Origin of the sequence: Acidisoma sp. PAMC 29798 (assembly GCF_030252425.1) — a bacterium.
GTDB classification, from domain to species: Bacteria; Pseudomonadota; Alphaproteobacteria; order Acetobacterales; family Acetobacteraceae; genus Acidisoma; species Acidisoma cladoniae.
Map to the genome: position 1 here is coordinate 287,692 of NZ_CP126994.1, position 14,553 is coordinate 302,244.

The 14,553-nt window shown below is 61.8% G+C and carries 15 protein-coding genes; 14 read left to right on the forward strand and 1 reads right to left on the reverse strand.

The features are described 5' to 3' along the window. Positions 1–90 precede the first annotated feature (90 nt). The 8 genes from QP803_RS01405 to QP803_RS01440 are packed head-to-tail and all read left to right on the forward strand — an operon-like array spanning position 91 to position 6,778. Positions 91–786 (forward strand): ABC transporter ATP-binding protein, encoded by a 696-nt coding sequence (locus tag QP803_RS01405; RefSeq protein ID WP_434082907.1) that lies wholly within the window; start codon positions 91–93, stop codon positions 784–786. Beyond that, positions 783–1,547, forward strand: coding sequence for an ABC transporter permease (locus QP803_RS01410; protein WP_284945896.1), 765 nt, complete (start codon positions 783–785; stop codon positions 1,545–1,547). The genes QP803_RS01405 and QP803_RS01410 overlap by 4 nt, the downstream gene beginning before the upstream one ends. Next, a complete protein-coding gene (locus QP803_RS01415) occupies positions 1,547–2,362 on the forward strand; it encodes an alpha/beta fold hydrolase (RefSeq protein WP_284945897.1) in 816 nt (271 codons plus the stop codon). Before QP803_RS01410 ends, QP803_RS01415 begins: the two co-directional genes overlap by 1 nt. Further along, the gene (locus QP803_RS01420; RefSeq protein ID WP_284945898.1) at positions 2,359–3,759 is read left to right on the forward strand and encodes a metal-dependent hydrolase family protein; all 1,401 of its coding nucleotides are present in this window, start codon (positions 2,359–2,361) and stop codon (positions 3,757–3,759) included. The genes QP803_RS01415 and QP803_RS01420 overlap by 4 nt, the downstream gene beginning before the upstream one ends. Then, positions 3,756–5,054 (forward strand): Rieske 2Fe-2S domain-containing protein, encoded by a 1,299-nt coding sequence (locus tag QP803_RS01425; RefSeq protein WP_284945899.1) that lies wholly within the window; start codon positions 3,756–3,758, stop codon positions 5,052–5,054. The genes QP803_RS01420 and QP803_RS01425 overlap by 4 nt, the downstream gene beginning before the upstream one ends. Next, the gene (locus QP803_RS01430; RefSeq protein WP_284945900.1) at positions 5,051–5,551 is read left to right on the forward strand and encodes an aromatic-ring-hydroxylating dioxygenase subunit beta; all 501 of its coding nucleotides are present in this window, start codon (positions 5,051–5,053) and stop codon (positions 5,549–5,551) included. The genes QP803_RS01425 and QP803_RS01430 overlap by 4 nt, the downstream gene beginning before the upstream one ends. Next, positions 5,548–5,946: a RidA family protein gene (locus QP803_RS01435; RefSeq protein WP_284945901.1), complete on the forward strand. Its 399-nt coding sequence runs from the start codon at positions 5,548–5,550 to the stop codon at positions 5,944–5,946. Before QP803_RS01430 ends, QP803_RS01435 begins: the two co-directional genes overlap by 4 nt. Positions 5,947–5,959: 13 nt before the next feature. After that, entirely contained in the window at positions 5,960–6,778 is an 819-nt protein-coding gene (locus QP803_RS01440) for an alpha/beta fold hydrolase (RefSeq protein ID WP_284945902.1), read from the forward strand. On the opposite strand, the gene QP803_RS01445 is transcribed toward QP803_RS01440, so the two are convergent. Beyond that, positions 6,775–7,800, reverse strand: a complete 1,026-nt coding sequence (locus tag QP803_RS01445; RefSeq protein ID WP_284945903.1) for an alcohol dehydrogenase catalytic domain-containing protein — start codon at positions 7,798–7,800, stop codon at positions 6,775–6,777. The two genes, QP803_RS01440 and QP803_RS01445, sit on opposite strands and share 4 nt — an antisense overlap. Before the next feature lie 233 nt (positions 7,801–8,033). On the opposite strand from QP803_RS01445, the gene QP803_RS01450 reads away from it, so the two are divergent. The 6 genes from QP803_RS01450 to QP803_RS01475 all read left to right on the forward strand — a co-directional run bounded on the left by QP803_RS01450 (position 8,034) and on the right by QP803_RS01475 (position 14,553). After that, complete coding sequence (locus tag QP803_RS01450) at positions 8,034–9,533, forward strand: aldehyde dehydrogenase family protein (RefSeq protein WP_284945904.1); 1,500 nt, start codon at positions 8,034–8,036, stop codon at positions 9,531–9,533. 54 nt (positions 9,534–9,587) lie between these two features. Continuing rightward, a complete protein-coding gene (locus QP803_RS01455; RefSeq protein WP_284945905.1) occupies positions 9,588–10,268 on the forward strand; it encodes a GntR family transcriptional regulator in 681 nt (226 codons plus the stop codon). A gap of 126 nt (positions 10,269–10,394) precedes the next feature. Further along, positions 10,395–11,351 (forward strand): ABC transporter substrate-binding protein, encoded by a 957-nt coding sequence (locus QP803_RS01460; RefSeq protein WP_284945906.1) that lies wholly within the window; start codon positions 10,395–10,397, stop codon positions 11,349–11,351. Between the two features lie 7 nt (positions 11,352–11,358). Further along, entirely contained in the window at positions 11,359–11,670 is a 312-nt protein-coding gene (locus QP803_RS01465; protein WP_284945907.1) for a N,N-dimethylformamidase alpha subunit family protein, read from the forward strand. 3 nt (positions 11,671–11,673) lie between these two features. Then, entirely contained in the window at positions 11,674–13,830 is a 2,157-nt protein-coding gene (locus QP803_RS01470) for a N,N-dimethylformamidase beta subunit family domain-containing protein (protein WP_284945908.1), read from the forward strand. Further along, positions 13,831–14,553, forward strand: coding sequence for a TenA family protein (locus QP803_RS01475; RefSeq protein ID WP_284945909.1), 723 nt, complete (start codon positions 13,831–13,833; stop codon positions 14,551–14,553).

Genomic DNA, 14,553 nt, shown 5'->3' on the forward strand with positions numbered 1-14,553 from the left:
AGTGTCATCCAGCCGATCAGCAAGAAGACGGGCGCGTTCTCGGATGCGCCGCCGCTCGTCTGCCCGGGCATCATTATCGAGAATTTGACGCTGCGCTTCGGCACGCGGCCGATCTTCGAGAACCTTTCCCTCGAAATCATCGGCGGCCAGTTTGTTGCCCTGCTCGGCACCAGTGGCGTCGGGAAAAGCAGCCTGCTGAAGATTCTCGCAGGGCTGTCCAAACCCAGCGCCGGCACCGTGCGCGCCAGCGATGGCGGGCCGATCAAGGGCCGCATCGCCTATATGGGCCAGCAAGACCTGCTCTATCCCTGGCTGCGCGTGATCGAAAACGTCATGCTCGGCAGCCGGCTGCGCGGCGAGAAACCGGACCGTGACCGGGCGATGCATATCCTGGAGCGTGTCGGCCTCGCCGACCGCGCCCTTGCCTTGCCGATGGAGCTGTCGGGCGGCATGCGCCAACGCAGCGCCCTCGCCCGTACCCTCTATGAGGACCGGCCGATCGTGCTCATGGACGAGCCGTTTTCGGCGCTCGACACCTTCACCCGCGCCAAGGTTCAGGACCTCGCCGCCGAGATGCTGCAGGGCCGCACGGCGCTGCTCATCACCCATGACCCGCTGGAAGCCTGCCGCCTCGGCCATCACCTTGTGGTCCTGTCCGGCCATCCGGCGACGCTCGGGCCGCCGATCTTCGTGCCCGGCACGATTCCGCGTGCCCCCGATGACCCCGATTTGCTGACCACCCAGGGCCATTTGATGCGCGTGTTGACGGAGCTCGAAACCGAATGACCCACTTCAGGACTCTCTCCCGCCCCATCGTGACGCTGGTCGGCCTGATCGTGGTCTGGTGGTGCATCACGCGCTTCACCGGCATTCCGTCCTTCATGCTGCCTGACCCCAGCGCCGTCGCGAAGGCTCTTGTCTCGCAATGGCAGTTGCTGTTTTGGAGCACGCTGACGACCCTGCTGGAGATCATGCTCGGCCTCGTCATTGGCACCGTCCTGGGCGCGGGCCTCGCCTTGGTCATGGTGTTCTCGCCGTTGTTGCAGCGTTGGCTTATGCCGCTGCTGCTGCTCAGCCAGGCGATCCCGGTCTTCGCCCTGGCGCCGTTGCTGGTGCTTTGGTTCGGCTTCGGCATCAGCTCCAAGGTGGTGATGGCCGTGCTGGTGATCTTCTTCCCGATAACCGCCTCCTTCTTCGATGGGCTGCGCCGCACCGATATCGGCTGGCTCGACCTGTCGCGGACCATGGGGGCGTCGCCCTGGGCGATGTTGCGCCATGTCCGGTTGATGGCGGCGCTGCCCTCCTTCGGGGCGGGCCTGCGCGTCGCCGCCGCCATCGCGCCGATCGGCGCCATCCTCGGCGAATGGGTCGGGTCCTCAGCGGGCCTCGGCTACGTCATGATGAACTCCAACGCGCGTATTCAGACGGATGTCATGTTCGCAGCGCTGTTCGTGCTGTCGGTAGTCGCGATCCTGCTGTGGGTGATCGTCGACCGCGTGCTCAAGCGGCTGCTCTACTGGGCGCCCGATACGATGACGACGCACTGATGACCTGGAACCAGCATCCTGCGGAGATCGACGGCATTTCCTTCGCCCACAAGACGCAGGGGGAGGGGCCACCGCTGCTCCTCATCCACGGTGTCGGGCCGGGCACCATGGGCCTCGCGAATTTCGGCCCGATCGTGGATAGGCTCGCGGCGCATTTCACCCTGCATATGATCGACCTGATCGGTTTCGGCGCCTCCGGCCGCAAGCCGGTGGGGCCCTATTTCGACGTGGCCCTCTGGCTGCGGCAGATCGGCGTCGTGCTGAACGCCATCGGCCAACCTGCCTTCGTGCTCGGCAATTCCATCGGCGCCGCACTGGCGTTGAAGGCGGCATCCGGCAACCCGCGCGTGCGCGCCGTGGTCGCGGTCGGCGGCCCGATCGCGCCGTTTGAGATGCCGGCGGCACTGCGCGCCTTCTGGTCCGTACCGCAGGACGAGGCGGGCCTGGCCGCCGCCATGCGACCGATGACCGCGGCGCAGAAGGAGCCTGACCCGGCGCTGGTCGCGCAGCGCTTCGCTTTGTTCGCCGATGCGGCCTTCAGCGCGCATTTCGGGGCCTTGGTGGCGGAGGGCCGCGCCGGCCTCGGTCACGCGGTGCTGACAGAGGCCGAGGCTGCGGCCATCATCTGCCCTGTTACCCTGGTCTATGGGCGTGACGATCGTGCCTGCCCGCCCGACCTCATCCTGCCGCAGGTGACACCGCTGCTGCCGGGCGCGGATGCCGTGCTGCTGGGCAGTTGCGGCCACAACGTCGCCTTCGAGCGTGGGGACGCGCTCATTACCCTTGTGAACCTCCGATTTGGAGCGAAGCCATGAAAACCATCATCCGTTGCGGGAAACTCTTTACGGGCCTCGCGGATACGGCCGAGGCCGACCAGGCCCTGGTCATTGAAGGCGGTCGGATCGTGTGGACCGGCGCTTATGCCGCCGCGCCCAATCCCGAAGCGGGCGATCGCTTCGTCGATCATGCGGCGCGCTTCGTGATGCCCGGCCTCAGCGATTTGCACACGCATCTGAGTTACGGCAATGCGCGGTCGGAGGAGGAGGTTGATCTCTATGCCAGCCTCGAATACCGCGCCATCCGCTCGCTTGCTGCCGCCCAGCGCATGCTCAAAGCCGGCTATACCGCCATTCTTGACCCGGCAACCGCCGGCCATGTGACGCCGGCGCTGCGTGATGCCCTGTTCACCGGCATGTTCGCCGGTCCTCGTATCACTGCCGCCGGACAATCCCTGACCTCGCGCCAGGGGCTTTACGATTACTACCCGAGTTGGATCGGCTGCCCCTCGGTCTCCACCGGCGCGCTGGTGCGGTCACCCACTGAAGCCATCGAGGAAATTCGCCGCCAGACGAAAGAGGGCGTGGACGTCATCAAACTTGCGATGGATGGCATTCAGGGCGACCGCAAAAGCGGTCTCTATGCCGGCTTCACGCAAGAGGAAACCACGGCCATGGTGCGGGAGGCGAAGCGCCTCGGCCGCAAGGTGGTCGTGCATGTGCGCGGGCGCGAGGGTGCCATGTATGCCGCCCGCGCCGGCGTGGACATTCTGTATCATGCGTCGCGGATCGATAATGAAGGCATTCGCGCCGCCAAGGATATGGGCGTGTCGATCTGCCCCTCGCTATTGCTGCTCGTCAACAATATCGAATACGCGCAGCCGGACGATCCGTCATATGACTGGTGGCCGGGCATCAACCGCCGCGAATTGGCGGACGCCAAGATCAATCTGCGGAAGGCCTATGACGCCGGAATTCCTTTCCTCACTGGCTCCGAGACCGGTTTCGGCATCACACCTTACGGCGAGTGGTCGGCCAAGGAGTTCGAGATCATGGTCAATCATCTCGGCATGTCCACCGCAGAGGTGTTGCGCATGGCGACCCATGGTAACCGCGCCATGCTGCGTGATGGCGATGAGCATGATTCGTTGGTGGCCGGTAAACGTGCCGATTTCATCGTCGTGGATGGCGATCCGCTCGCAGATATCACAGTCTTGCAGGAACGCAGCCAAATCACCGATGTCTGGATGGATGGCGCGCGTATCGACCTGCCGGAGACGCCGGTTGAAATCCCGCGCCATCAGCGCGAGGCGAGCCAGGGCTTCTGGAACCGCACCTATACGCGTGAGGTCGCGCGTGGATATACGCCGAATCCACTCGGCATGGACGGCATGAGCAAAGTCGAAAGCACCATCATTTCGGAGGCCGCAGAATGAGCGCCCTGGTCACGCAAGAACCCGCGGCGGATCTGCTCCATCGCTATAGTTTTCCGCAAAGCGATTGCAGCCAGATCCCCTATGGCATGTATCGCGATCCCGACATCTACGCTCTGGAGCAGGAGAAGATTTTTCGCGGGCCAGTTTGGAACTACCTCGCTCTGGAATGCGAAGTGCCCAAGCCGGGTGATTTTCGGGTCATCGCCGTGGGGGACACGCCGGTCATCGTCAATCGCGCGAAAGACGGGTCGATCCATGCTGTGGTCAATCGCTGCGCCCATCGCGGTGCGACGGTGCAGCGGCAGTTGCACGGCAATACCAAGGTCCATACCTGCTGTTATCATCAATGGTCCTTCGATCTGACCGGAAAGCTGGTCGGCATTCCCTTTCAGCGCGGCGTCAATGGCATCGGCGGCCTGCCCGCCGATTTCGACAAATCCTGTCACTCGCTGCAGCGTCTGCGGATCGAGACGCTCAATGGCGTCATCTTCGGCACCTTCTCCGATGAGACCGCGCCTTTAGTCGAATTTCTCGATGTGCCCTTCGTCACTCAGTTGAAGCGCTTGTTCCATAAGCCGGTGCGCGTGCTCGGCTATCAGCGCCAGCGCATCTTCGGCAATTGGAAGCTCTATTCTGAAAATCTGCGCGACCCTAATCACGGCGGATTGCTGCATATGTTCCAGATCACCTTCGGTATCGCGCGGCTCAATGGCAAAGGCGGTGCGACTTTGGACAGTGAAGGCAAGCACAATATGTCCTGGGCGGCGCAGGGTGGCCGCAAGGACGGCGAGCCCGAACCCGCCAAGGATGCGGGCTATGGCGATACTGGGCGCGGCGACATGAACATCAAGCTGCGCGACCCGTCCCTCCTCACCTATCGGCATGAATATCCCGATGATCTGACACTGACCATCGCCTCCATCTTTCCCAATTGCTGCTTTCAGCAGATCGGCAATACCCTGGCTATCCGCCAGTTCCGCACGACATCGGCCGATGAATGCGAAGTGGTGTCGACCTTCTATGGCTATGAGGATGATGACGAGGGCATGGCGCGGCACCGGTTGCGCATGGCGAATCTCGCCGGTCCCGCCGGCCTCGTCTCCATGGAAGACGGTGAGGCGGTGGAACTCGTTCACCGTGCCATCGTGCGTGACACGGACAAGCATTCCGTCGTGGCCTTCGGCGGCGTGGGTGCGGTGAAGGATCAGGAAAACCTGGTGACAGACGTGCCGATGCGCGGGTTCTGGATTCATTACTGCAAGCTCATGGGCATCGAAACGGGAGCATCCGCATGATGGATGTAACCGCCGCACCCCGCACATTGTCCCTCGAACGCTATTATGACGTCGTCATGCTGCTCGAATCCTATGGCCGGCTCTTGGACGAAGACAGGCTCGAAGACTGGATCGAGCTTTTTGACACTCAGGCCCATTACGAAATCCTCAGTCGCGAGAATGTGGAGCAGGGTCTGCTGCTGGCCCTGATGCTGTGCGACAACAAGGATATGATCTACGATCGTATCTTCTCGCTCCGCGAAGCGAATATCTACAATCTTCATTACGATTGCCACATTCTCGGCCTGCCGCGCGCCGCACCTTTGGAGACTGGCGAGATTCAGGTGAGCTGCGCCTATTCGCTGTATCAGAGCACGCCTGAGGGCGTGTCCCGCCTGTTCAGCGTCGGCCGCTACAGCATGCTGCTCGTCGAGAGCGACGGGCGGCTAAAGATTCGCAAGCAGGTTGTGACCGTCGATACCAGCGCCATTCTGACACTGTTGGCGACGCCTATATGAACACGGTCACGCCGCTGCTGGTGCCGGGATTGCCGCCGCCGGTCAGCCATTATGCCGATGCCACCATCGCCAACGGCTTTCTGTTCGTGTCCGGCATGATCGCGGCCGATGCGAAGGGTGAGTTGGTCGGCGCGGGTGATGCCGGCGCGCAAGCTGCCTTCATCTTCGACCTCATCGCCAAGGCCTTGGCGGCAGTCGGCGCCAGTTTCGTCGATGTCGCGAAGGTGACGGTGTTCTTGACCGATATCGAGGATCGTCGTGCGGTCAACGAAATCCGCAAAGCGGTCTTCGGCGCGCATAAGCCGGCGAGCAGCCTGGTCGAGATCAGCCGCCTGGTGATCCCCGGCGCCCTCGTCGAGGTCGAAGCCATCGCCGTCATTCCTTCCGCCTCATAAAGACGAGACTGTCATGCAAGTCATAACCTATCCGCTCGCCGTTGCCGGGCAGATCACACGCGTCATCGAAGCGGGCGATGGGCCGGCGATCCTGTTTCTGCACGGCCTCGGCGCGCGCGCCGACCGTTGGCACGGAACGGTCGCGCGCTTTGCGGCTCTCGGCTATCGCGCCGTGGCTTTCGATCTTCCCGGTCATGGTCTTGCGACAAAGGGCGCCGGTGTTCCCAACACCGTGCCGAAGATCGCCGATTTCGTGCTGGCGGTCTTAAGTGAACTTGGCATCGAGACGGTCGTGCTTGTCGGCACATCACTCGGTGCGCATATCGTCGCAACCGTCGCTTGCAAAAAACCCGCGATGGTGCCGGGCCTCGTGCTCGTCGGCGCCCTCGGCATCGCGCCTCTGGCGCAGGAGGTTGCCGAGTCGATCCGCATCAATGTGAAGGCGCAGGACAAGGTGCGTATTCGCGCCAAACTGTCTTTCGTCATTGCCGATCCCGCGCTCATCACGCCTGCTTTGGTTGAGGAAGAGTGGCGCATGAACGGATCGCCGGGCGCATTGGAGAGTTTCACCGTCATCGGCGATTATCTCGCCGACGGCATCGCGAATGACTATGTCGCGGAGCAGCTTTCGGCGCTGTATCCGCCCGAGAAACTGCTGCTGGTCTGGGGTAGTGAGGACAAGGCGGTGCCTGTGAGCGTTGGGCACGCCTGTCAGCAGGCGCTGGGCGGCCCGGATCTGGTGTTGATCGATGGCGCCGCCCACGCGCCCTATTTCGAACAGCCGGCGGCTTTCGACGCGCCGGTCGTGGCCTTCATCGCCTCTCTCCTTTAGGGAACCAAGACGATCCGGCCAAGGATGCTCTGTGCTTCCATGGCCGAGAAGCCTTCCGCGAAAGCGGTGAGCGGCAGGGTGCGGTCGATCAACGGCCGCACCACGCCCTTTGCCACCAGATCGACGATTTCGTGGAGATCGGTCAACGTCGCGCCGACAGAGCCGATGACATGGGCTTCCCGCACGATGATGCCGATGGGATGGACGCGAAACTCATCGGTGGAATAACCGATCAGCACCAAACGACCGCGCCGTCGCAGCATCGCGACGGAGGTCCGCATCGTGCTCTCCTTCCCGACGAGTTCAAAGACGACATCGGCGCCTTCGCCGGTCACGCGCATGACTTCGGCGGCGGGATCGGCGATTGCGGCAGCATCGATCGTCGCCTCTGCACCGAGAGACATCGCGAGGGCCAAACGCTCCGCGCCCAGGCCGATGGCAATGACACGCCCGCCGAGATGTCGCGCATATTGCAACACCGCGAGACCGACGCCACCGGCGCCATGGACGACGACCCAGTCGCCAGGCGTGATATCGGCAAGCTTGCCGGCGTGAACCGCCGTGGTGCCGGCACAACCCATCGGCGCGATATCGGTGAGGGAGACGTGATCGGGAACCGTCACGCAGTTGCGGGCGCGCACAACCATATACTCGGCGTAACCGCCATCACTGATGAAACCTGGCTGCGCCGCGACTTGCGGGCAAAGATGCTCGTCCCCCGCCGCGCAATAGGCGCAGTGCATGCAACCCTCGTAGTAATAGACCACCACACGCTCACCGATTCGCGTTGCATCCACATCCTCGCCGACGGCGTCGATGACGCCGGCGACCTCATGGCCGATGGTAAAGTCGCGGCGCCCGAGATCGAGCAATCCGTCACGCAGATGCAATTCCGTGTGGCACATGCCGCAAGCGGCGACGCGAATGCGCACCTGCCCAGGACCAGGCTCGGGGATTGCCACCGCACTGAGCACGAAGGCCTCGCCCGGCCCGCGATAGCGCACCGCTGACATTGTTTTCATTTCGCAATACCGCCTTCGATCGTTTCGTCATGCATAAGCGGTGCAAAGACGGTGCCGAGGAAATTGCCTCAAAACCCGACTCGTGCCGGAGGAATTGCATGCAAAAACGGCATAATATGATTCCTTGACACTGTTTGGGGGCAAATATGTATACAAAACTTTAGCGTGTGGGTGAGGCCCGGGGTATCATCGCTGGCCGGTTGCGACCCGACTGATTTTGGAAAGACGCCATCATGCTGATCCCCGATCCTAAGACCTTGATGAGCGAAGCGGCGTTCCGCTTCGTCAATGAGAGTCACAAGCTGCTCATCGGCGATCGCTGGTTGGATGCGCAAAGCGGCGCAACCGTCGATGTCATCGACCCCGGCACGGGCCGGGTGATCGCCAAAGTGCCGGCAGCCGACAGCGCCGATGTCGATCTTGCCGTGGCGGCCGCACGCGAGGCCTTCGACAACGGTCCCTGGAGCAGGATGACGGCCTCCGCGCGGGGCAAGCTGATCTGGCAATTCGCCGATTTGATCGAGGCGAATGCGCGATCACTCGCCGAAGTCGAATCGCTCGACACCGGCCGCGCGCTGTATGAATGCCAGATTGTGGACGTGCCAGGCTCGGTCGAGATGCTGCGCTACATGGCGGGCTGGGCGAGCAAGATCAACGGCGAGACGATGAATGTCGCCATGCCGTGCGACTTCCATACCTATACGGTGCGGGAAGCGGTCGGCGTCGTCGCCATCATCGTGCCCTGGAACTATCCGCTGGAACTCGCGGTCTGGCGGATGGCACCGGCACTCGCCGCCGGTTGCACCATCATCCTCAAGCCGGCCGAGCAGACACCGCTCAATGCCATCCGTCTGGGACAATTGGCGCAGGAATGCGGCTTCCCGCCCGGCGTCATCAATGTCGTGACGGGCTACGGGGAGACGGCCGGTGCCGCGCTGTCCGCGCATATGGATGTGGACGCAATCTCCTTCACGGGCTCGACCGAGACCGGCCGCCTCATCGTCAAGGCCGCCGCCGGCAATATGAAGCGAGTGTTCCTCGAACTCGGCGGCAAATCCCCGGCCATCGTCTTTGCGGATGCCGATCTCACTGCCGCTATTCCCGGTGTTGCGGGATCGATCTTCTTCAGCGCCGGCCAGGTTTGTACAGCGGGCTCGCGTTTGTTGGTGCATGCCTCGATCTTCGACCGCGTGGTCGCGGGTGTCGCGGAGATTGCCGCCACTATGACGCTCGGCCACGGCCTTGCGGCTGGCACGCAGCTCGGGCCGCTCGTCTCCTCCGATCAGATGGACCGTGTCAGCGGCTATCTCGATGCGGGACGGCGCGACGGCGTCACCATCGTCACGGGCGGCCATCGGGTCGGCACCGAAGGCTATTACATGCAGCCGACGGTGATCACCAATACCTCAGCGCAGATGTCGATCTATCGCGAGGAGGTGTTCGGACCCGTGCTCTGCGCGGTACCTTTCGACGATGATGATATGGACCGCGTTGCTGCCATGGCGAATGATACGGTCTATGGCCTCCATGCCAGCATATGGACGCAGAATCTGCGCCTTGCCCATATGATGGCACGCAAGGTCAAGGCCGGGAATGTCTGCATCAATACGCATAACTTCTTCGATCCGGCTTTCCCGATGGGCGGATACAAGCAATCCGGCTGGGGCCGCGCGTCTGGCTTCCAGGCGATCGAGCATTACACGGAAGTGAAGGGTGTGGTGGCGAAACTCTAGGCATCAGGCTCTGGCCCGATTTCGCTTTGACGCGGATCGGGCTAGCATCGCGCCATGAGCACTCACGATTCCAAGCCCAGTCCGGCCTCTGCCCCGACATTGGCGGTCTCTCTTTATAACGAGATCATCAGCGAGATTCATTCCGGCAAAATCGTGCCGGGTGCGCGGCTGGAGGAGATCGAACTGGCAAGCCGCTACAACGTGTCGCGTACGCCGGTGCGGGAGGCGCTGAGAAATCTCGCTGTGACTGGTGTGGTGGAAATCCGGCCACGTCGCGGCGCGATTGTCGTCGATCTCAGTAAAGCGCATCTGCGCGACATTCTCGAAGTCGTCGCGGATCTGGAGGCGATGGCCGCGCGCTATGCCGCGCTGCGCATGAATGCAGACGCGCGGCAGGCCTTGCGGACGGTGCATGAAAGCATGGGCGCCATCGTTAAAGCAGATGACGTGCATGAGTTCGACCGACTGAACGTCACCTTCCATAAGCTTGTCCATCAAGGATCACAGAATCTGGTTTTGCGAGAGCAGATCGAGAATATGCGGCTTCGCACAATTCCCTACACGCGCATGGAATTCATCAGCAGCCACGATCGTGCGGCGGCGTCCTTTTCCGAGCATGACACCATCGTGCGGGCGATTGTACGCGGGGACGCCGAAATGGCTTTTCACGCCATGCGTGCCCATGTCGTGCAGGCCGGCTCCGTGCAGGAAGACATTACGCCTGTCGAATCCTGAAGACTGACGAGTGTATGCAAAAGTCTCGCTAAACGCGACCGAACCAGTATGGCATGCTTCCTGCATCGTTCTTTGTATACAACATTGTGGTGTTGTGGCGATCAACTCAAACCTAAGGATGGTTCCGTGCTGCGGAAATTCGGTCTCATAGTCGCGCTGCTGCTCGGTGTCGCCCCCTTGGCTTCGGGAGCGGCCCGCGCTGATGACAAGCTGACGGTTTTGCTGGATTGGTTCGTCAACCCAGACCACGCCCCGCTCTTCGTGGCGCAGTATATCGGCGCCTACAAGGCAGAGGGCTTGGACGTAAAGTTTATCGCCCCCGCCGATCCGTCCATGCCGCCGCGCCAGATCGCGGCCGGGCAGGGTGACATCGCCCTCAGCTACCAGGCGCAGCTGTCGCTTCTGGCGGCGCAGGGCCTGCCCGTCATTCGCATCGGCACGCTGATCGACATGCCGCTGAATACGCTGACGGCAACGTCCACGACCGGCATCAAGACGATGGCCGATTTCAAGGGCAAGAAGATCGGCTTCTCGGTGAGCGGCGTCGAAGATGCCGAAGTCGGCGCCATGCTGGAGCATGCCGGCCTGAAGCTTTCGGACGTGACGATGGTCAACGTGAACTTCGCTCTGGTGACGGCGTTGATGTCCCATCAGGTCGATGGCGTCATCGGCGCCTATCGCAACTTCGAGGTCAATGAGTTGAAGGAGAAGGGCTTCACGCCCGTCGTCTTCTACCCCGAAGAAAACGGCCTGCCGATGAATGACGAGTTGATCCTCATTGCCAACAAGAAGAACGTCAACGATCCGCGTATCGAACGCTTCCTCTCGGCCGTGCAGATCGGCACGCGCTATCTCATTGATCACCCGCAGGAAATGTGGGATCGGTTTGCCAAGGATCACCCCGATCTCAATAACGACTTGAACAAGAAGGCATGGTTCCAGACCATTCCGATGTTCGCCAAGAACCCCTTCCTGCTCGACGAATATCGCTACAAGACCTACGAGACCTTCATGTTTAAGAGCCATCTCGTCGACAAGGATCTGCCGCTCGCCGACTACGCCACGCAGATCGAGCAGAAGTAGGCTTTCCATGTATCGGATCGACCCCAAGGCCCTGCATCTTGCGCGTGAGTTCCGCGACAACCCGATCGGGCATCACAGCCCCGATCTGGAACTGGTGCTCAATGTGTTGCGGGCTGGGTCGATCCAGGGAAAGTATTGTCTTGTTTGCACCAAGCCTTTTCAGGAATGGCGTCTCGCGCGGCTTTCGGGCACGCGCGGGGTACCGCCCGAGATCCTGCACAATCGGGTCTATCATTCCATCGTTGAAGCCGAGTGGGACGTTTTTAAGCGTCGCTGGTTTGACGCCACGGGCCATACCATCGACGATGCGGAGCTTTGAGGCGTGAAGACAATTCTGGGCTATAGCGACCGCTTCACCGTCGGGGCGGGTGACAGCATCGCCTTCAAGATCAGTAGCGAGCGCGAGGAGCCTTTCGACCTCGATATCCGCCGCATCATTCATGGCGACGTCAATCCGGCGGGGCCGGGTTACCAGGATGAGGCGGTGCCAAGCGCCGTTGCGGGCCGCTATCCGGGTCGGCGGCAGACCGTTCAGGCGGGGTCCTTCATTCGTATTCCACGACACAAGGCCTTCGATGGACTGGCCAGCTTTCGACTTGACCTGTCTCTCTGGCCGACCACGGTCGAGAAGCCGGGCCAGGCCATTGCGAGCCTCTGGGATGCGCCTCGGTCGGCGGGCTTTGTCCTGTTGCTCGATGCTGGGCTGCTCCGCTTGCGGCTAGGGGACGGCACCGGCGCGATGGCTGAGCTGACATTTCCGAGCGCTGTCGCGGCGCGGACCTGGTGCCACATCACCGCGCGCTTTGATGCCGCAAACGGAACCGCATCTCTTTGCGTGGCGGAACACCCAGCAGAGGAGAAGGTGGCGTTGCGTAGCCTCGGCGATCCTGCTGCAGACCTGCTGTTTGCCGCGATGCCACGGACCTCAGGTGGCGGTGAGACCGGCTTCTACAACGGCAAGATCGAAGCGCCACGCCTCTACGGCACCCGCGATGCCTCAATCGGCGCCTGGGACTTTTCGCAGCAAATGTCATGCGAAACCATTGTCGACACCTCACCCAACGCTTGCCACGGCACCATCGTGCAACTGCCCTCGCGCGCCGTCACCGGGTCGAACTGGCGTACGGAGACGCGCGCCTGGACCGATGCGCCCTCCCTCTATGGCGCCATTCATTTTCACGATGATGACATCGCCGATGCCGGCTGGACGGAGTCCGCTGTCTGGACCGTGCCGGCAGGTTTGCGCAGCGGTCTCTATGTCGCGCGGCTGACGACCGGGACGGATGAGGATGCAATTCCCTTCGTCATTCGCCCCACACCGACGGCAGGCCTCTCCGACAGGCTGCTGCTGGTCCTGCCCAGTGCTAGCTACATCGCCTATGCCAATGAACATCTTGCGATGGATGCGGCCCTTGCGGAACGCATTCACGATCATCTGCCGGTCTTCACGCCTGAGGATATCTATCTCGCTGAACACAGGGAGCTTGGCGGTTCGCTGTATGACCGCCACTCGGACGGCAGCGGCATCATGACGTCGTCGCGTCTACGACCGGTGCTGAACATGCGGGCAAAATATCAGTCCTGGCTCGGCGGGGGCGTCGGTTCCTCACTGTGGCAGCTCAACGCCGATACCCATATCATCGGTTGGCTCGAACAGCAGGGCATCGCCTATGATGTGGTGACGGATGAGGATCTGCATGAGGACGGCGATGCCATTCTAGCACGCTATCGCTGCGTTATGACGGGCACTCATCCGGAATACATTTCGACCGCGATGCTCGATTCCATCAATACCTTTCAGGGGCGTGGCGGCCGCTTGATCTATATGGGCGGTAATGGATTCTATTGGCGGATCGCCTTCCATCCCACGATCCGTGGCATCATCGAAGTGCGGCGCTGCGAAGTCGGCAATGGATGGATCACGCCGCCGGGCGAATCCTACCATGCTTTCAACGGCGAATATGGCGGCTTGTGGCGACGGATTGGGCGGCCGCCACAAATGACTCTGGGCATCGGCTTCATTGGCCAGGGCTTTGATATCTGCTCCCATTACAGACGAATGCCAGGCAGCCACGATCCGCGCGCCGCCTTCATCTTCGACGGCGTAACGGAGGAGATCATTGGCGATTTCGGCCTCATCGGCGGCGGGGCTGCCGGCATCGAGCTGGACAGCGCCGATCCTGAGCGCGGCACGCCGCCCCATGTGCTGGTGCTTGCGCAATCCGAGAACCATACGAACACCTATTTGCCGACAGTCGAAGCTCTGCTCATCAACTATCCCGGCCAGGGCGCGCAGCAGAACACCATGGTCCATGCCGACATGGTGTTCTTTGAAACACCCTCTGGGGGCGCGGTCTTCTCCACCGGATCCATTGCCTGGGCCGGCAGCCTGTCGCATGAGGGCGGCGTCAATGCGGTGTCCAGAATCACCGCCAATGTCGTGCGCCGATTCCTTCATCCGCACATCTTCGAGGTCTAGATGATGAACCAATCCTCCCCCGATGGGACACCCGTGATCGACTTAGACTTCGGTTTGTTCGGCCGACTGCGCCGTGAGTCTGGGGATGCTTGGCAGCGTTATGTGCGCCACCCTTTCCTCACAGCCTTGGGCGCGGGCACTTTGCCACTTGAACAGTTCAAGAACTTCCTCGTGCAGGACTACCTCTATCTCATTCAATATGCGCGGGGTTATGCCCTGGGTGGCTATAAGAGTGAGAGCCTTGCCGAGCTGCGCGGGGCCGGACGTATGATGACGGCGATCCTCGATGTCGAAATGCCGCTTCATGTCAGCTATTGCGCCGAATGGGGTCTGACCGAGGCGGAGATGGCGGCCGCGCCTGAAGATATGCGCATGATTGCCTATACAAGCTTCTTCCTGGAGCGCGGCATGGCGGGTGACAAGCTCGACCTCGACGTCGCGCTCATCCCATGCATCGTCGGCTACGCCGAAATCGCCGCACGGCTTTTGGCGGATCCCCAGACGGTGCTGGAGGGCAATCCCTACCGACCCTGGATCGAGGCCTATACGGGCCACGAGTACCTCCAAGCCGTGCAGGCTTCGATCGAGGCATTGGACGTGCTGGGTGCGCGTCGCGGTGCGGAGGCGCGCTATCCGTCCCTGCTCAAGACCTTCCGCACCGCATCGCTGCTGGAAGCGGATTTCTGGGATATCGGTTGGCCCGACGCCGTGATCGCGGACTGA